Source organism: Brevundimonas sp. NPDC058933 (assembly GCF_049315965.1).
In the GTDB taxonomy this organism is placed as follows: Bacteria; Pseudomonadota; Alphaproteobacteria; order Caulobacterales; family Caulobacteraceae; genus Brevundimonas.
In genome coordinates this window covers 43,085-60,454 of the sequence record NZ_JBMOSL010000006.1, presented here as the reverse complement: position 1 = coordinate 60,454, position 17,370 = coordinate 43,085, and the positions used below count along the sequence as shown (strand labels likewise).

12 protein-coding genes are annotated in these 17,370 nt (G+C 65.9%); 3 read left to right on the top strand and 9 right to left on the bottom strand.

Annotated elements, in window-relative coordinates:
• Nucleotides 1-47 precede the first annotated feature (47 nt).
• The 3 genes from ACOZBP_RS11800 to ACOZBP_RS11790 all read right to left on the bottom strand — a co-directional run bounded on the left by ACOZBP_RS11800 (nt 48) and on the right by ACOZBP_RS11790 (nt 3,865).
• Nucleotides 48-1,076, bottom strand: coding sequence for a DNA topoisomerase IB (locus ACOZBP_RS11800; RefSeq protein ID WP_422676637.1), 1,029 nt, complete (start codon nt 1,074-1,076; stop codon nt 48-50).
• Nucleotides 1,077-1,241: 165 nt separating this feature from the next.
• On the bottom strand, nt 1,242-2,846 hold the full coding sequence (locus ACOZBP_RS11795) for a cisplatin damage response ATP-dependent DNA ligase (protein WP_422676636.1): 1,605 nt from the start codon (nt 2,844-2,846) through the stop codon (nt 1,242-1,244).
• Nucleotides 2,846-3,865: a ligase-associated DNA damage response exonuclease gene (locus tag ACOZBP_RS11790; RefSeq protein ID WP_422676635.1), complete on the bottom strand. Its 1,020-nt coding sequence runs from the start codon at nt 3,863-3,865 to the stop codon at nt 2,846-2,848. Before ACOZBP_RS11790 ends, ACOZBP_RS11795 begins: the two co-directional genes overlap by 1 nt.
• 186 nt (nt 3,866-4,051) lie before the next feature.
• On the opposite strand from ACOZBP_RS11790, the gene ACOZBP_RS11785 reads away from it, so the two are divergent.
• Nucleotides 4,052-4,945 (top strand): SDR family oxidoreductase, encoded by an 894-nt coding sequence (locus ACOZBP_RS11785; RefSeq protein ID WP_422676634.1) that lies wholly within the window; start codon nt 4,052-4,054, stop codon nt 4,943-4,945.
• Nucleotides 4,946-4,949: 4 nt separating this feature from the next.
• On the opposite strand, the gene ACOZBP_RS11780 is transcribed toward ACOZBP_RS11785, so the two are convergent.
• The 4 genes from ACOZBP_RS11780 to ACOZBP_RS11765 all read right to left on the bottom strand — a co-directional run bounded on the left by ACOZBP_RS11780 (nt 4,950) and on the right by ACOZBP_RS11765 (nt 11,234).
• Nucleotides 4,950-5,738 (bottom strand): metallophosphoesterase family protein, encoded by a 789-nt coding sequence (locus tag ACOZBP_RS11780; protein ID WP_422676633.1) that lies wholly within the window; start codon nt 5,736-5,738, stop codon nt 4,950-4,952.
• Nucleotides 5,722-6,501: a hypothetical protein gene (locus ACOZBP_RS11775; protein WP_422676632.1), complete on the bottom strand. Its 780-nt coding sequence runs from the start codon at nt 6,499-6,501 to the stop codon at nt 5,722-5,724. The genes ACOZBP_RS11780 and ACOZBP_RS11775 overlap by 17 nt, the downstream gene beginning before the upstream one ends.
• A 139-nt stretch (nt 6,502-6,640) precedes the next feature.
• Nucleotides 6,641-7,711 carry a pectate lyase gene (gene pelA / locus ACOZBP_RS11770; RefSeq protein WP_422676631.1) on the bottom strand — a complete coding sequence of 357 codons (1,071 nt, stop codon included), beginning with the start codon at nt 7,709-7,711 and terminating at the stop codon, nt 6,641-6,643.
• Between the two features lie 112 nt (nt 7,712-7,823).
• A complete protein-coding gene (locus ACOZBP_RS11765; RefSeq protein WP_422676630.1) occupies nt 7,824-11,234 on the bottom strand; it encodes a TonB-dependent receptor domain-containing protein in 3,411 nt (1,136 codons plus the stop codon).
• A 224-nt stretch (nt 11,235-11,458) separates the two neighbouring features.
• Here ACOZBP_RS11765 and ACOZBP_RS11760 point away from each other — a divergent pair, with 224 nt between their 5' ends.
• Together ACOZBP_RS11760 and ACOZBP_RS11755 are read left to right on the top strand one after the other, a co-directional pair.
• Entirely contained in the window at nt 11,459-12,646 is a 1,188-nt protein-coding gene (locus ACOZBP_RS11760; protein WP_422676629.1) for a family 43 glycosylhydrolase, read from the top strand.
• Complete coding sequence (locus ACOZBP_RS11755; protein WP_422676628.1) at nt 12,643-13,950, top strand: pectate lyase family protein; 1,308 nt, start codon at nt 12,643-12,645, stop codon at nt 13,948-13,950. The genes ACOZBP_RS11760 and ACOZBP_RS11755 overlap by 4 nt, the downstream gene beginning before the upstream one ends.
• Nucleotides 13,951-13,989: 39 nt before the next feature.
• Here ACOZBP_RS11755 and ACOZBP_RS11750 read toward each other — a convergent pair whose 3' ends face one another.
• Both ACOZBP_RS11750 and ACOZBP_RS11745 read right to left on the bottom strand, forming a co-directional pair.
• On the bottom strand, nt 13,990-15,615 hold the full coding sequence (locus ACOZBP_RS11750) for a family 43 glycosylhydrolase (RefSeq protein ID WP_422676627.1): 1,626 nt from the start codon (nt 15,613-15,615) through the stop codon (nt 13,990-13,992).
• 147 nt (nt 15,616-15,762) lie between these two features.
• On the bottom strand, nt 15,763-17,355 hold the full coding sequence (locus tag ACOZBP_RS11745; protein ID WP_422676626.1) for a pectate lyase: 1,593 nt from the start codon (nt 17,353-17,355) through the stop codon (nt 15,763-15,765).
• Nucleotides 17,356-17,370: the final 15 nt, after the last annotated feature.

Below are 17,370 nucleotides of genomic sequence, written 5' to 3'. Positions count from 1 at the left end.
TTTCACCTAGCCGATCTGCGCGATTTGGTGATGTCACGCGGCGCCGGTCATGTCGTGCGCCTTGATAGCGTCCTGGCCAGGGCCTTTTCGAAGCCCAGGGTGTCGGCGCCCGGCAAGGCATCAGCCATCTCGCCGCTCGCGAAGAGGGTGAGCACGAGCGGATGGACGTAGGAGGTGCGACAGACGGACAGGGTGTTGCCCAGAAGGCCCGCCACCGTTCGAAGACAGGCCGTAGCCTTTCGCTTTGCGTCCGTTGACGAGTTCGGCGGCTCGGTATCCCTGAGCAACCGCGCCGCAGACACGGTTCCCGCCCAGGTTCGAAAGTCCTTGGCTGAAAACTCATCCCCCATGACGGCGCGGATATAGGCGTTCAGATCATCTGACGTGACCTGATGCATGACGCCAAGAGGATCGGCGTATTTGAACAGCGTCTGGCCGGGCAGGTCGCGCAGTGAACGCGCCACGGACGCCAGGCGCCGGTCACGGATGCTGACCTGATGATCGACGCCGCTCTTCCCGCGAAAGGTGAAGCGCAGCGCCACGCCTTCGACCGTGAGGTGGCGCTTGTGCAGCGTCGTTAAACCGTAACTGCGATTTTGCCTGGCGTACTGGGCGTTGCCGACGCGGATCAGGGTCAGCTCCAGCAGGCGGACGGAAGCGGCGATCACCTTTTCGCGGCCTGCGCCGGGACGTGACAGGTCGGACTCGATTTGACGTCGCAGACGGGGCAGAGCTTTCGCGAAGGCGGGCAACTTGTCGAATTTGTCCGCAGAGCGGACGGAGTTCCAGTCCGGGTGATAGCGATATTGCTTGCGTCCCTTGGCGTCGCGACCGGTGGCCTGGATATGGCCCGCGACGTCCATGCATATCCACACATCCGACCAAGCCGGCGGGATGGCGAGTTGGCGGATACGAGTGATATCGTCTTTTCCTCGCACCGGAGCGCCCGTCGGGCTGCGATAGGTGAAGCCCTTGCCCGCGCGCCTGCGGCTGATCCCCGGCTGGTCGTCGGATGACCAGATCAGACCTTGCGGCATGGGGCGATCGTCTACAGACGGCGCATCGCAGTCGGCCAACCAGAGGTCTCCACAACAGGCGCCAGGGAACGACGACGAGCAAGACGGAGCCGCCATGGCTGAAGCGTCGAAACGTCCCGATGTTTGAGCCAGTTCCGCTGTTCTGGTTTGTGGTTTCGCCTGGTTGCGGGCAGCATCTGTCCCGCAGGTTGACGCCTCCTCTGCTCAGTCGAGCATCCGTTCCAGTGTGGCCAGTTCGTCCGCCTCCCTGGCCGGCTTGTCCCAGCGGATGCGGTTGATGCGGGGAAAGCGCATGGCGACGCCAGACTTGTGACGTTTGGAGCGCTGAAGACCTTCAAAGGCCACCTCCAGCACCAGCCCGAACTCACGCGTGGCGGTGACGGAACGCACGGGGCCGAAGCGTTCCAGCGTGTGATCGCGCACGAACTTGTCGAGTTGTTTCAGCTCTTCATCCGTAAAGCCGAAGTAGGCCTTGCCGACCGGGGTTAGGACGTGGATTCCGTCCGCATCCTCAGTCCAGACGCCGAAGGTATAGTCGGAGTAGAAGCTGGACCGCTTGCCGTGGCCCCGCTGTGCGTACATCAGCACGGCGTCGATCAGGTGCGGGTCGCGTTTCCACTTGAACCACGGCCCCTTGGGGCGGCCCGCCTCATAGGCGCTGTCCAGCCGCTTCAGCATCAGGCCCTCGGCCGACTGCGGATCGCCTGGCGGCGGTTCAGCGCGCCGGGCGGCCAGACCGTCCCAGGTTTCGAACGAAACCAAGGGCGACAGGTCGATGCGGCCTGACCCTACGGCGGCGACGACGGCTTCCAGCCGCGCGCGGCGCTCGGCGAAGGGCAGGGCGCGCAGGTCCTCGCCCTCGAGGGCCAACAGGTCGTAGGCGCGTATGCCGGCGGGATGGCTGACCATCAGCTTGGCGTCCGCCGTCTTGCGGTTCAGCCTCTGCTGCAGGTCGCCGAAGGGGGCGACCCGACCTTCGCGCAGCACCAGAAGCTCCCCGTCGATCGCGCCCTCGTAGGTCAGGGCGGCGAGCACGTCGGGAAAGGCGCCGGACACGTCCTCGCCGGTGCGGCTGTAGAGGCGTTTCACGCCGCCTTCGCTAACGGCCTGGACCCGGATGCCGTCCCATTTCCATTCGGCGGCGTAGGCGGCGGGGTCGAGCTTGGGCAGATCGACGGCTTCGTCGATGGGTTGGGCCAGCATAACGGGACGAAAGCGGCCGTGGGCTATGGCCGCCGGGCGCTCGGTCTTGCCGTCCAGCCAAGCCAGCAGGTCGGCGTAGGGCGGGCTCTGGGCGTGCCAGACCTCCTGAATGTCCGCGACCTCGACGCCGCCGAAGTCCGCCGCCGCCTGCCAGGCCAGCCGCGCCGAGACGCCGACCCGCAGGCCGCCGGTCAGCAGCTTCAGCAGAGCCCAGCGCCCGTCGGCGTCCAGGGCGTCGAGCCAGCCTTCCAGCAGGCCCTGGACCTCGCCGCGCTTGGCCGTGTTCAGGGTGTCGATGACTTCGGACAGTTCCGGCTCGCGGTTGGCCCCGTGCCGGGCGGGCCAGATCAGGGCGGCCGTCTCGGCCAGGTCCCCGACATAGTCGTAGGACAGGCGGAACAGCTCGGGATCGACGCGAGCCTCGACCGCCTGGCGGATCATGGCGGGCTTGGCGGCCGTGAAGGACAGGCCGCCGGTCAGAGCCGCCAGCGCCCAGCCTCGGTCGGGATCGGGCGCGTCGGCCAGGTGGTCGCGGATCAGCCGAAGCTTGGCGTTGCGCGAGGCCGTGAACGACAGGCGATCCAGCAGGACGGCGAAGGCGCGCATCAGTCGTCGTCCTCGTCTTCATAACCGACCAGATGTAGGGCGCGCGCGGTCAACCCCTGCAACTCGGCCCAGCGGCGCAGGGCGTCGTCGCGGCCGTGGGTGATCCAGATTTCTTGCGGCGACAGTTCGGTCAGGGTGGCGGTCAGTTCGTCCCAGTCGGCGTGGTCCGACAGGATCAGCGGCAGTTCGACGCCGCGCTGGCGCACCCGCGCTCGGACGCTCATCCAGCCCGAGGCGAAGGCCGTGACCGGATCGGGGAAGCGCCGGCTCCAACGGTCGGCGATGGCGGATGGGGGCGCGACGATGATGCGCCCGGCGAAGTCCGCCTTTGACCCCGTCGCCGGGGCCAGCGGTCCCAGATCGACGCCGAAATGTTCGTACAGACGGTTCAGACGTTCCAGTGCGCCGTGAACATAGATGGTCTCGTCGTAGCCCGCCTCTCGCAGCAGCCGGATCACGCGTTGCGCCTTGCCGAGCGCATAGGCGCCGACCAGGTGGGCGCGTTCGGGGAACTGCTGCACCGAGCGCAGCAATCGCCCGATCTCCTGCGTGTCTGGGGGATGACGAAAGACGGGGAGGCCGAAGGTGGCTTCGGTGATGAAGACGTCGCTGGGCACCGGTTCGAAGGGTGCGCACGTCGGGTCGCGCCGTCGCTTGTAGTCGCCGGAAGCGGTAACAGTCAGCCCGCCTTCACGCACTGTGGCCTGGGCGGAACCCAGGACGTGGCCGGCGGGGGCGAGAGAGACCTCCACGCCGCCGACCTTGACGCGCTCGCCATAGGCCAGCGCCTGCGTCCGGCCAGCGAAAGTTGCGCCGTAGCGCTCGCTCATGATGGCCAGGGTCTCGGGCGTGGCCAGCACCGCTCCGTGGCCCGCGCGGGCGTGGTCGGCATGGCCGTGGGTAATGACGGCTCGGTCTACTGGGCGAGGGGGATCGATATAGAAGTCGCCCTTCGGGCACCACAGGCCGGCGGGCGTCGGCCGAAGGACAGAGGCGGGTCCGTGGTCGGGCAGAGACATGCGCGTGCGGTCCGCTTCTGGTGAACGCTACAGACAAGGGCAGTCGGTCGGGAAGGAAGAACGTCGCTTGTCCGCCCGCGTTGCAAGGGCCGTCAGGGCGACGGAACGGCCTGGCGCAAGCAGACATTTAGGAGGTCATCCCGCTGGCTGCATCTGGCCGGGCCAACCAGAAGATGAGGAAAACCCATGTCCGATCGCTTCACCATGCAGGACCCGCGCAATCAGTATGCGCGGCCGCCCTTTCCTCGTCAGCCGCAACCCGAGCCCGGCTTGGCCGCCAGGATGACGCCTCGTCCTGATCATGGCGAGGACAGCTATGAAGGGCATGGCCGTCTAAAAGGTCGTAAGGCGCTGGTCACCGGCGGGGACTCCGGCATCGGGCGGGCGACCGCCATCGCCTACGCCCGCGAAGGCGCAGACGTCGCCATCGGCTACCTGCCGTCCGAAGAAGCGGATGCAAAAGAGGTTATCGCCCTGATCGAGAAGGCGGGGGTCAAGGCGCTGGCCCTGCCGGGCGATATCCGCGACGAGGACTGGAACAGAGCCATGGTCGCCCGCGTCGTGGAGACATTCGGCGGCCTGGACATTCTGGTCGTCAACGCCGGTCATCAACAGTTTCGCGAAAGCGTGTCAGAGGTTTCGACCGCCGATTTTGATGCAACGATGAAGACCAATCTCTATGGGCTGCACTGGCTATGTCAGGCCGCCGCGCCTCATCTGCCGCCTGGCGCGGCCATCATCACCACGGCCTCGATTCAGGCCTACGAGCCGTCCGACATCCTTCTCGACTACGCCACCACCAAGGCGGGCATCGTCGCCTACACCAAGGCTCTGGCCAAGCAGATGATCGAAAAGGGCGTTCGGGTGAACGCGGTCGCGCCCGGTCCCTTTTGGACGGTGCTGCAGCCCAGCGGCGGCCAGCCCCAGGACAAGGTCGAGCAGTTCGGCGCCCAAAGCGCCTTTGGCCGTCCCGGCCAACCGGTGGAAATCGCGCCCATCTATGTTCTTCTGGCTTCGCAGGAAGCCAGCTTCGTCACCGGCGAGGTCTGGGGCGTGACCGGCGGGGCGGGCGTCGGCTGAAGGCTCAGACTTCGAATACGCGATAGGGCGTGTCGCCCAGCGTGCGCAGAACAGGCAGGGCGACATTGAAGACCGGAACGCCGCGCGCCGTGCGGCCTTCCGGCGCGCCCCTGTGGGCATGACCGTGGACCACCAGCTTGACGTTCTCGTAGCGATCAACGACTTCGCCCAGGCGCGACGAACCGAGAAAGGGATGAATCTCGGGCGGCTCGCCAACCACGGTGTCCACTACTGGTGAGTAGTGAAGCAGGACCACGCTGCGCTCGGTCCGCAGGGTGCGGATGGAGTTCTCGATCAGGTTTGCGTCCTCAACGGCCTCCTGCACGAAGTGCTTGATAGAGGCCTCGCCGAAGGGGCTCAGCATGTAACGGCCGAAGCCGCCCACGAAGCCCTTGCCGCCTGCGAAGCCGACGCCCTCGATCTCGTAGGACTCGCCGGTCAGCATTCTGACCCCGGCCTCCGACAGCAGCCGGGCGACCTCTTCGGGCTGGCCGCACTCATGCTCATGATTTCCAAGCACGCCGACCATGGGGATACGACAGGCGCGAAGGTCTTCTAGCAGATTCTCGACCTCGGTCGTCCTGCCAAAATTGACCAGGTCCCCGCACAGACAGAGGACGTCGGCGTCTTCGTGCACCCGGTCGAAGAGGTCGCGATAGACCCGGTGAGAGGTCTCTCCGACATGCAGGTCGCCGACTGCGGCGATGCGCAGCTTCTTCTTCGGACCGGACTCCATGCCCGGTTGCGGGGTTTGGGATTCGGCGACTGCAGAGGATTCAGGCGACGGGGTCATGACGTTCCTCCAGTCCCTTGCCGACCACGTCGCCGAAGCCCCATTCCGTGATGTCGGCGATATAGTCGCGCGGGCTGAACAGCCGGCCGCGACAGACCTTCACGCGCGGCGCCGGCAGGTCGACCTGGGCCTGAAGCCTTTCCAGGAGCTCGGTCATCAACCAGGCGGGGACACGGCCGCGCTCGGTCGGGTAGGCGAAACGGAAGTTGAGCAGATGAGCCATCAGCACCTCCCAGTAGAGGTCCATCTGATCCAGCAGCGACTGCCAGTCGATGGCGTCTGACTGCTTCAGAATGACGTGGTTCACGTCGGCGCCGTCATAGCGGTAGCGATCCTGGATAAACACCTTGGACAGGATCAGCGCTGTCGGCGGGGTGATGGTCACCTCATGGCCGTAAACCGTGATGCGATCCTTGCCGAACCAGCTGTCGGATACGGCGATCGTCCCGTTCGACATGGCGAAGATGACGTCGAAGAAGTGCTTGTCGTCCTTCCAGACCTTGGCGATCCAGCGCTCGTCCTCGACGTCCGTGCGGTAGCCGCGCGCCTGGAAGAAGGCGAGGATGCGGGGATAGTCGCCGGGCTTGCAGAAGACGTCCAGATCCTTGGTCGGGCGTCGGATGCCCGTATAGGCCGTAACCGCATAGGTACCCGATAGCAGGAAGGGCACGCCGGATTCCTTCAGCAGCCGCAGGCTTTCCTCATAGAAGGCCATGGCCTCGGGCGGCGGTTCGAAGGCGGGTTCGGCGACGGTGTCAGACATGGCGTGATGTTTCCTGCAAGGGCAGGGAAACGGAGCCGTGAGGGCGAGGGTTCCGCCCGATACGACGGTTGCGGCAACTCATTGCCGGGCCATCGTCCATAGCCATGATCAGGATGGATGGATCACAGACAGAAAGATCTCACCTCCTGTTGCGCCGATCACGCCAGGCCTCAACCTCCATCAGAAGCGGAGCAGGCCAAACCCCCACATAGGCGTATCCCATCCGTCGCTCCCGTTCGATATCGGCCAGATCGACATGACGCACGGAATCCCGGCCCATGTATATCGGGGCGTTGGTCGTCAGGTCATAGAAGCGGGCCCAAAGAGGAGGGGCGCCGGCCGCGGACGTGAGCCGCCTGTCCGGCTGACCGTCGGCGTTCGTATAGGTCTCAAGGCGTGTGTCACGTATCGCTGACGCTTCAAACCACCTCGCAGCGGCGTCTACGGCGGCGATAATCTCGGGTGAGGGATTGTCCAGCGACATAAGAAGACGCACCACTCCGACGCTTTCGCTGCCTGACAATGAAGGCGGCTCGAACTTGCGCGCCCATGCGGGGGCAAGGGTGACGGCGTCGTGTTGCGCGCACCAGACGGTCAGGCGGTCTCCCTGACGTACCTGAGCCTTGAGAATGACATCGACGCCCCTCTCCACCGCCAGGGCGGCGCGGGCTCGCTGCGCGGCGTCGACAAACTCATAGGGCTGGCGGCCCGCTGCCACATCCTTCAGCAGGCTCAGAATCCGCACCATGGCGTCGTCATTGAAGGTCAGGTGGTCGTGGTAGCCGCCCCGAAGCGGATAGTATTGTGGCCAGCCGCCGTTGGGATACTGGGCCTTCAGGACGTAGTCTAGGCCCCGGTGGAAGGCCGTCGCGTAGGCTGCGTCGCCGGTGGCCGTTGTCATTCTGGCGAGAAAGGCCAATGGCAAGGTGGTGGCCTGATTGTCGAAGGTGTTGGCCAGGCCGGGGTCTGCGTCAGCGCGCACAGGTTCGTCCAGCCGGGTGTTCTTTGGCCAGCCGCCTTCGCGCGATTGATGGGAGATGACGTTGTCGGCGATGCGGCGCGCTGAGGGACTGGAATACCAGTCTCCGGCCTGGGCCAGCACGGCGGCGCTCCAGACGACGGGCGTGTCGGCAGCCTGCACAGGCGGTGCCGCAGTCGAGGACAGGGCCGCAACTGCGGCGGCGGCGAGCCAGGAATGGGAAATCACCACGACGACTCCTTGGGCGGCTTGCAAGCTGGATGGCGGACAAAAGGAAGCGCCGTGTCTCCACGGCGCCTCAAGTGCGACAGCTCTCCTGGGAGGAGGCTCTGCCGATTGGAAATCAGAAGGTGAACCGGGCTCCGACAAAGTATTGACGGCCCGTGCTGGCGTAGTTCTGAACGACGGGGTCGTTCTGATAGGCCCAGCGGCTATCCGTCTGATTGGTCAGGTTCAGCGCCTCTGCAGTCAGGGTGACGTGGTCCGTGAGCTTGTAGGAAAGAGAGGCGTCGACGTTCAGCGTCTCGTCGCTGCCGATGAAGTCGTTGATCAGCGGCGAGTCGCAGACGCCCGGATCGCAACCCCCCGAAGCCAGCGGGTAGGTCGTCTGATAGGCGGCGCGATAGGCGGCCGACACGCGGGCGCTGAGTTTCGTGTCTTCATAGAAGACCGTGGCGTTGAATGATTCCGGCGAGGCGCCGAGGAAGGGGGCCATGCCGGTCAGGCCGCGGGCAGGATCCAGGATATACTCCATTTCGGAGTTGATCTTGGTGTAGTTCAGCTGGACGCCCGTATATTCCAGCAGCCCCGGCAGGAAGGTGAAGTTCTGCTGATAGGCGATTTCGAAACCGTCCAGAGTGCCGCCCGGCGCGTCGTTGTATTGGCGGATCTGGAAGGGGTTGTCGCCGTCAAGATAGGCGCGGCGGCTGGCCGAGGCTTCATCGACCAGGCCGTCCCAGGTCGCGCGCAGATTGGCGATGGCTTCGGTGTCGAAGATCTCGCTCAGCCTGGCCTCTCTCAAGACGACCTGCGGGAAGCTTTCGATTTCCTTCCAGAAGTAGGCGAACGACAGCAGGGAATCGCGAGCGAAGTACCATTCGACATTGAAGTCGAGGTTGGTGGCGCGGAACGGCTTCAGTCGGGTGTTGCCCAGGGTGATGGCGGCGTTGCTGCCGTCGAAGTCGGCAGGCGCGGTTCCGATGCCGGCCGGGACGTTGAAGGCCGTGACGCCGGGATGCAGAGCCATCATTTGCGGGCGGGCCATGACCTTGGCTGCTGCGAAACGCAGGATCAGCTTGTCCGTCGGCTCCCATGCGAGGTTCAGCGAGGGAAGGTAATCTTCGTACTCATTGGTGTTTTCGACTCCGCGGCCGCTGGGTGAACGGCCTCGGGCGTCAACTTCGGTCTTGGCGTAGCGAAGACCCACGTTGCCGCGCAGGTCGCCGACGAACAGGGGGATATGGAAGTCGACCTGGCCGTACAGGCTGGTGGTCTTTTCATCGACCCAGAAGGTGTTGACCCCGCCGTTGCGCAGATCCGAAAGGCGCCAGTCGCCCCATTCATTGATGCAGTTGCAATCGAAACCGAAGCGGCTCTGGAAGGCCTGGAGGTTCGGGACGAAGAACTGGGACGGCATGCCTTCAGGCACGTTCAGGCCCTGGCCCCATTCGACCACCTGGCCCATCTGGGCCACCGTCGTCGCGGGGGCCAGGCCGGAACGCACGCCTTCCAGCAGGCTGGGGTTCATGGTGTCGCCGATCAGGCGCTCGTAGCGGGTATAGTAGAAGTCGAACTCCCGCATGCCGCCGCCGAAGCGGAAGGTGATGTCGTCGTTGTAGTCCCAGGCGAAATCCGCCTTGGCGGTGCGATAGCCGTTTTCGGTGACCGTCTTGTAGTGACGCAGGGCCGAGTAGCCCTTGACGAAGTCCCACTTGGTCGGATCGGCGACATCGAAGCCGAAGTCCATGAACGGCATGTCGCCGCCATCGCGCTCATCGTAGATGAAGTAGTCGTTGCCGGCGACGCCCTGACCGGAGTCCAGGCGGATGAAGTCGGCCAGCAGGCCGGTGTTCTCGTTGGTCGACTTGGAGTCGCCGATCAGCGCCGTCATGCGGAACCGGTCGTTGAACTCGTGTTCGAGGTTGATCGAGTTCTGGCGGAACTCGGTGGTGTATCCACCCTGGTCGACAGCCGAGCGCATGTCGACATTGGCCAGCTTCAGATAGGCGGCGTTGTCGCCGTTCTCGCTGAGGGCGGCGTCGAGGACCCGCACAGAGGGGCGACCGATAAAGGCGCCGCGCATGGCCAGATAGTTGGGGTGGGCGACGTAGCCGACCGAACCCGGCTGATTGTAGTAGTCGTAGACTTCGAGGTTGTTCGGATTGAAGCTGCCCGTGCCGGCCAGCAGGTTGTTGACGTTGGCGCCTGGCGCTGTCGTGAAGATCGGCGTGCTGCCGTACATGCCCTGACCGCAGTCAATGGCGTCACGGAACTCGTTGGCTTCCTGGCTGGCGCAGGTCGCGTAAATGCCTCGGCGGTTCCGGTAGCTGTTGTTGGCGGCGCTGGTGGTGGGATAGGTCTGATAGCTCAACGACGTCAGGGTGCGGTTGCCGTTGGTGTTGTTCCGGTTCAGGCCGACCGCGCCGATCTGGTAGTTGGTCGAGACCTGGGTCATCTCCGAATAGAGGTTGTCGAAGCTGATCGTCGTGCGGTCGCTGGGCCGCCATTGCCCTGACAGGGTGACGCCCAGGCGCTCCTGCTCGACCTCGCGGTGGTTCAGGGTGGACAGGGCCGGAATGCGGACCAGGGAGCCCCTGGTGTTGCCGCCATTGAGCAGAGCGTAGGCCGCCGGGTTCGAGCCGATCAGGTAGGCCAGGGCTTCGGGGTTGGTCACGCGCGGCAAGGCCGTGGCCGGATTGGTGCCGGTAGGCAGGGCGAAGCCCTGATGGTCGCCAGCCGCGTTGGTTCCGACGTTGTTGAAGGTCGCCCCGCGATACAGGTAATCGCTGGAGCCGACGCCGCGCGTATAGCTGTCGATGGCCTGATCACGCTTGTTGTAGGCAAGGGATCCGAGGATGCCGAACTCGCCGATCTTGCTGGTCCAGCGGTCGGAGCCGAGCAGGGCCACGCGGGGGTTATGCGTGCCGCCGTTCTCGTAATAGGCGTCCTGCAGCGTCAGCGCGAAGCGCCGGTCGTCGAAGTCGAAGGGACGTCCCGAAATCAGATCGACGGTCGCGCCCAGCGAGCCTTCGTCCGTCATGGCGTCGGCGGACTTCTGCACCTTCAGGGAGTTGAAGAGTTCCGAGGCGAAGGTGTTGAAGGAGAAGCCGCGGTCGCGGCGTAGAGCGCCGTCAGCATTGCTGGCGCCCGACGTCGACAGGGTTTCCAGACCGTTCAGGCGCACGCGAGTGAAGTCGCCGCCCAGACCGCGCACCGAGATCGAGTTGCCTTCGCCGTTCTCGCGGTCGATCGACACGCCGGGAATGCGTTGCAGGGATTCCGCCAGGTTGGCGTCGGGGAAGTCGGCGATGTCCTCGGCGTTGATGACGTCGACGATGGTGTTCGAGCGCCGCTTCTCGTTCAGGGCGCTGGCCAGGGAGGCGCGCAGGCCGGTGACGACGATCTCGTCCACGGTGGTGGTCTCATCGTTTGACTGGGTCTGGGCGACGGCCGGCGAGGCGGCCAGCATGGCGGCCATACAGAGTGCGATGGGCGATGCCGCCGCGCGCAACTGTAGCGTTGAGTTGTTTATCATGGGGTCCCTCCTCCTCGATCCCAACGCCTCTGACGGGCCTTGTTGATCATTCTGCCGCCAGGCGATTGCCGGGCTTCATTTGAAAAGTATTATAATATTTTTATGTCGCCAAGCGATTTCTGATACCGGTGTCATCCCATTGATGATCATGCCTGAATCGAAACGGCAAGGGGGGACCCGCCATGATTATGGAGAATCGCCGAACTCTGATCGGATTGGCGGGCATGGCCGCGGCAGGCCTGATCGCGCCGCGGGTGATGGCTCAGCCGGCGGATGATTCCGGGCGATTGATCCCGGCGCCCGAGCGGAATCCCTATCCGTACAGGGGCATCAGCGGTCCCGGCGTCGCCACGGCGCCTGCGGATGCCCGCGGCGGCTGGATGTCGGGGCTGATCGGGGTGCGCTATCGCGGCGTGCGGCCGATGACCTATCCGACCTTGCCGTGGGGCGAGGCCGCGACGGGTTCGGCGGTGGACAAGGGCCTGTTGCCGTCGATCCATCCTCTGATGGCGTTGCACCTGCGTGACACGCAAATCTGCATCGGCGGCGACGGCGCCTACTATATGACCGGGTCGACCGGCGATAACATCTGGGCTTTCAACGACGGGATCGAGCTGTGGCGCTCGACCGATCTGATCAACTGGACCTATCTCGGCCTGGTCTGGAGCCTGGACCGGGAAGGCGGCTGGGCCAAGGAATGGCGGATGCGTCGCGGCGTGCCCTTCCGCGCGATCTGGGCGCCCGAAATCCATTACGTCTCTGGAAGTTACTTCCTCTGTTTCAGCGTCAGTCGGGCAGGGCTCGGCATCCTGCGCAGCACGACGGGCAAGCCCGAGGGGCCGTATGAATACGCCTTTTCGCCCGACGCCCATCTGCGCCGGGGCATCGACGCCACCCTGTTCCAGGACGACGACGGCGCCGTCTATCTGACCTATGGCTCGGGCGACGAGATCGTGCGGCTGAAGGACGACCTGTCAGGTTATGCCGAGGACTGGAAGCGGATCAGCTTCGCCGACACCCAGTGCATCGTCGCGCGCGACCGCGCCCGCTGTCTCAAAGGCGAGAACACTCTGGGCTATGAGGGCGCGACCCTCTTCAAGAAGGACGGGCTCTATTATCTGGGCGCGGTGGGCAATGTAGAGGGGCGCTATTCCTTCGTCTTCGCCGTGTCAGAACGTCTGCATGGCCCCTATCGAATGAAGCACGAGGCTGCGCCCTGCGCCGGCGGCGGCAATGTCTTCAAGGACCATGAGGGCCGGTGGTGGTCCACCTTCTTCGGCAATGACGAGCAGAGCCACTTCCGCGAGAAGCCGGGCCTGATCCGGGTGGACTTCGACGCCGAGGGCCGCATCGTCGTGGCCGACGACCAGCCCTTCGCCAAACCCCTGCCGCCGCCGGAGGCTTTGACATGATCGACCGTCGCCGCCTGATGCTGACCGCCGCAGCGGTCGGGGCTCTGCCCTTGCCAGCCCTCGCTGGCGGCGAGGTCTCGGCATTTCCTGGCGCCATGGGCTGGGCCGCCTCGACGCCGGGCGGGCGTGGCGGGCGGATCATCCGGGTGACGACCCTGGCGGGTGAGGGGCCGGGATCGCTGCGCGCGGCTCTGGAGGCCGAAGGGGCGCGCATCGTGGTGTTCGAGGTCGGCGGCGTGATCGACCTGAAGCGCCGCGACATCCGGGTGCAGAACCCGTTTCTGACCATCGCCGGGCAGACGGCGCCCGAGCCGGGGATCACCCTGATCCGGGGCGGGATCAGCCTGCGCACCCATGACGTGATCGTGCGGCACCTGCGCATCCGGCCCGGCGCGGACGGGGCGGCGGCGAAAAGCGGCTGGGAGGTGGACGGCCTGACCACGTCGGGCGCGCACGACGTCATCGTGGATCAGTGCTCCTTCAGCTGGGCGACGGATGAGAACCTGTCGGCCTCCGGCCCCCGCTTCGACGGCGGTGCCACGGTCGAGCAATGGCGACAGCACACCTCGCGCCGCATCACCTTCAGCCGCAACATCGTGGCGGAGGGTCTGTCGAACGCCAGCCACGCCAAGGGCGAGCATTCCAAGGGCACGCTGATCCACGACAACGCCACCCAGGTGCTGATCGTCGGCAACCTGTACGCCCACGACTATGAGCGGAACCAGTTGTTCAAGGGCGGCGTCCATGCGGTCAGCGCCAACAACCTGATCTACAACCCTGGCAATCGCTGCATGCACTATGCGCTGAATGCCTCGGAGTGGGGCGATCATCCGTGGCAGGTGGGCCAGTTGTCGATCGTCGGCAACGTCACGCGCGGCGGTCCCTCGACGCGGGCTGATCTGCCCTTCCTGATCGTGGAAGGGCAGGGCGATCTGGACCTCTACGCCCTCGACAACCCGGCACGCCACGCCGACGGGCGGGTGATGCAGGAAGTCGGGATCATCTCCGACCGCGAGCCCAGGATCACGCGGCTGGCGGCCTCCCCGCACTGGCCAGCCGGGTTCCGGGCGCGGCCGTCAAGCGAGGTGGAGGCCTGGGTCATGGCCGAGGCGGGGGCGCGGCCCTGGGCGCGCGACGCCGTTGACCGGCGGATTCTGCAAGAGGTGCAAACGGGGGCCGGCCGCATCATCGACGACGAGGGCGAGGTCGGCGGCTATCCGGTGATGGCGGAGACGCAGCGGTCCTTCGTCGAGGCCGACTGGGACCTGGCGACCCTGACGCGAAAGGACGGGGCGTCAAGCTAGGAATGAGGGGCGGAGCGTATCGGCTCCGCCCCTTTCGCATCACAGGGCGCGGAACTTGAAGTTCTTGAACCGCGCCTCGCCCTCGCCGGCGGCGTAAAGGCCGGGACGGAGCATCATGAAGCCGCCGCGGACGTTCTGGTTGTAGCCCGACACCTCCATGCCGCGGTCGAAACGCTTCCAGTTCACCCCATCGGCCGAGGTGTCGAAATAGACGTTCTGATAGGCGTTGGTCAGGCGCATGAACATGCGACGACCGTGCGGATTGGCGGGCCGTCCGCGTTCGATGCCGTACTGGTGGGTGACGTAGCGCGTCGCGTCGAAGCCCAGCCCGGCATAGAGGGCGCGGTCGTAGAACAGGATCAGTCCGGCCACGGCGCCGGGGTCGATCTCGATCTCGCATTCGATCTGATAGGCCTGCTCGCCCTGGACGAAGGTCAGCGGCGAGCAGTCGACCGGCGACTTGCCCTTGGCCTTCATGTGCAGGACGCCGTTCTCGCGACGCAGGCGGTCCTTCTCGTTCGGCTGCGGGTCGTAGAAGCTCCACTGGACGCCGAACTTGTCGGTCGAGAAGTCGTCCGACAGGGCCATGCCGTGCGGCACGGCCTGACCGCCGCGCGGCATGGCGATGGGCTTGGACAGGTCGCCGCCCTTGGCGCGGAACCAGCCGTCGTCGGTCCACTCGATCGGGTCCAGCAGGGTCTGGCGGCCCAGGCTCCAGTAGGCGTTTTCATAGCCGTGATAGACCATCCACCAGTCGCCGTCGGTGGGGCCTTCGACCAGGGTGGCGTGGCCACGCGACCACCATTTTTCGGCGCCGCTGCTGGTGCGGACGATGGGGTTGTGCGGGCATTCCTCCCACGGGCCGTGGATCGACTTGGACCGCGCGGCGATGACCATGTGGCCGGTCGGCGGCCCCGCCGTGCCGCCGATGGCGGTGATCATGTAGAAGTAGTCGCCGTGGCGCAGCAGCTTCGGCCCTTCCTGGGCGTGGCCCTCGACGATCCAGTCCTCGGGATAGCGCCAGGCGTCATAGACCTGTTCCAGCGGGCCGTCGGTGGCCAGGCCGTCGTCGGTCAGCCGCACCCGGTCGCCGCCGTTCAGGAACAGGTAGCGCTTGCCGTCCTCGCCGACGATGTGGCCCGGGTCGATGTTGGCCGGGATCTTCAAGTCGATGGGCTCGCTCCAAGGCCCTTCGATCTTGTCGGCCCAGATGACGTAGTTGGAGCGGTAGTCGGGGAAGCGCGCCGGGATGTAGCAGTAGAAGCGGCCCTCGTGCTTGATCAGTTCGGGCGCCCAGACCGAGCCGATGTTCCTGGTCAGGGCCGCCGTGATCGGCCGCCAGTTCACGAGGTCGCGCGAGTGCCAGATGTGGATGCCGGGCACCGACTCGAACGACGAGAAGGTCATGTAGTAGTCGTCGCCGTCCTTGAGGATCGACGGGTCCGGGTGGTCGCCCGACATGATGGGATTGAGGAAGGTCCCGTCGCCGAGATCGGCCATGCGCTGGCCCTCGATCCCTTTGCGCCACTTCATCCCGGCCCATTCGCGGCCCAGAGGCGCGGCCTCTTCGTTGGTCTGGGCGAAGACGGCGCCGACCGGCAGAGCGGATGCGGCGACGCCGCCGAGCAGGCTGCTCAGGGCGGTGCGACGATTGATGGGGCTCATGGACGTTTCCTCTTTTTCGTTATGCATTACGCGGACTGAACCGGGGTCAAGGCGCGATAGGCGCGGCCCTCGGGCGCGCGGTCCTGTGCGGCGGCGGCGGCGGCGCCGGTGATGGCGCGAGTGCGCCGGCCAGGACAAGGCGCCCGCTCATGCTGGCCTCGCGTCGCGCACATGGGCGATCAGCCGGGCCATGTTGTTGATGTAGGCGCCGGTCGAAATCCCCATCGGGCCGCTGGCCTCGGTGAAGGGCGAGGTGTCCCACTCATCCCCCACTTGACCGCGATCAACGAAGCCGGGCGGCGGTTCGGTCGGGCCATCGCCGCGATAGGCATGGCTGGTCGTACGCAATTCCACCGGCCAGTATCCCTCTGCATTCAGCCCCTCGATCAGAGATGTAACCGGTGTCATTCCCGGACGCGAGGCCGTGACGTTCAGGTCCGAACCGCCCTGGGGGCGGGTGATGACATAGTCGGGCAGCAGGCTGGGGCCGCGCTCCATCAGGGCGGATTGGCGCACGGCGTCGTCCGGCGTCAGGGCGGCGACCTGCTCGACCTGGCGGCGCAGGCGGGCGAGGTCGATGTGCTTTTCGCCGCGCTGTCCGGTCATGTCGTAGTCGACAAAGTATTCGCCGTTCTGGGCGTTGGACCCGCGCCGATGCACGGCGATGAAGCGGTTGGTCCCCGGCTCGACGAAACGGAAATAGTTGCGGCCCTCGTGGTGGGCCGCCGCGGGGGCTTCGACCTGCGCCAGCCAGTCCAGCGCCTCGTCGAGCCGGGACAGGAAGCTGCGGTCGCCGGTCAGGCGGTAGAAGTCCAGCATCCGGCCGACCGCGACGGCGGTGACGTGGGGGGAGACCGCCGCCGGCTCATAGGTCCGGCCCCAGGCGGGTTTGAGATCGGCAGTGTATTGCAGCGCCCAGCCCGGCGTCGGCGCGGGCTGTTGCAGGTCGCGATAGCAGGCCATGGCGCGGCGGATCGCGGGCTCGACATCCGGACGCCGCCATTGCTGCAGGACCAGCAGCAGGAAGTCGATGTTCTCGTCCATCACCTCGTCGTTGAGGGTGATATGGCCGGTGTAGTCGGGGCGACCGTGGTTGCGGAACTCGCCCGCACGCGGCCAGCGCTGGGGCCAGCCGCCGCCGGGCAGTTGGCTGTTCAGGACGAAATCGACGGTTCGGTCTGTGGCGGCGCGGAAACGCGGGGCGTCGGTGGTCAGGGCCAACCGCAGCAGGAAGCGTCCGCACTCGACCGTGGCGTGATCGTCGAAGGTGGCGTTGCCGTAGTAGTGCTGGAATTCCTCCAGCCGCCAGCCGTTCTTGCCGATGGTTTCGTACCAGCGACGAAGCGAGCCCTCGCCATCGAAGTCGATGACATAGTTCCAACCGCCGCTGGGGTGCTGCCCCTGGATCAGGGCGTCCCCCGCCGCGACGGCGGCCTCCAGATACTGGGCTTCACCGGTGGCGCGCCAGGCGTCGAGGAAGATCTGACCCATTTCGGGCGTGCCCGGCGCCTGGGTCCAGATCATGCGCGGCAGGGCCTCCATCTCGCCCCAGCGCCGCGAGAAGTCGGACAGGTAGGACCAGACGTAGCCGCCGTTGGTCGCCGCCTTGTCGGTCATGAAGCGGGTGGCGCGGCGCATGACGTCGCGCGCGGCCTCGACCTCCCCCGCCGTCACGGCGGGCGCGGCAACCAGAAGCGGCGTCGCGGCGGCTGCGGCCAGACAGGCGCGTCGGGTCAGCATGATCCTCCCTCCCCT

Bases quoted from the DNA above. Each gene is read 5' to 3' on its own strand.
- ACOZBP_RS11795 (WP_422676636.1), bottom strand. From the start codon at position 2,846: ATGCGCGCCTTCGCCGTCCTGCTGGATCGCCTGTCGTTCACGGCCTCG.
- ACOZBP_RS11790 (WP_422676635.1), bottom strand. From the start codon at position 3,865: ATGTCTCTGCCCGACCACGGACCCGCCTCTGTCCTTCGGCCGACGCCC.
- ACOZBP_RS11785 (WP_422676634.1), top strand. From the start codon at position 4,052: ATGTCCGATCGCTTCACCATGCAGGACCCGCGCAATCAGTATGCGCGG.
- ACOZBP_RS11780 (WP_422676633.1), bottom strand. From the start codon at position 5,738: ATGACCCCGTCGCCTGAATCCTCTGCAGTCGCCGAATCCCAAACCCCG.
- ACOZBP_RS11775 (WP_422676632.1), bottom strand. From the start codon at position 6,501: ATGTCTGACACCGTCGCCGAACCCGCCTTCGAACCGCCGCCCGAGGCC.
- ACOZBP_RS11765 (WP_422676630.1), bottom strand. From the start codon at position 11,234: ATGATAAACAACTCAACGCTACAGTTGCGCGCGGCGGCATCGCCCATC.
- ACOZBP_RS11760 (WP_422676629.1), top strand. From the start codon at position 11,459: ATGGCCGCGGCAGGCCTGATCGCGCCGCGGGTGATGGCTCAGCCGGCG.
- ACOZBP_RS11755 (WP_422676628.1), top strand. From the start codon at position 12,643: ATGATCGACCGTCGCCGCCTGATGCTGACCGCCGCAGCGGTCGGGGCT.
- ACOZBP_RS11750 (WP_422676627.1), bottom strand. From the start codon at position 15,615: ATGAGCCCCATCAATCGTCGCACCGCCCTGAGCAGCCTGCTCGGCGGC.
- ACOZBP_RS11745 (WP_422676626.1), bottom strand. From the start codon at position 17,355: ATGCTGACCCGACGCGCCTGTCTGGCCGCAGCCGCCGCGACGCCGCTT.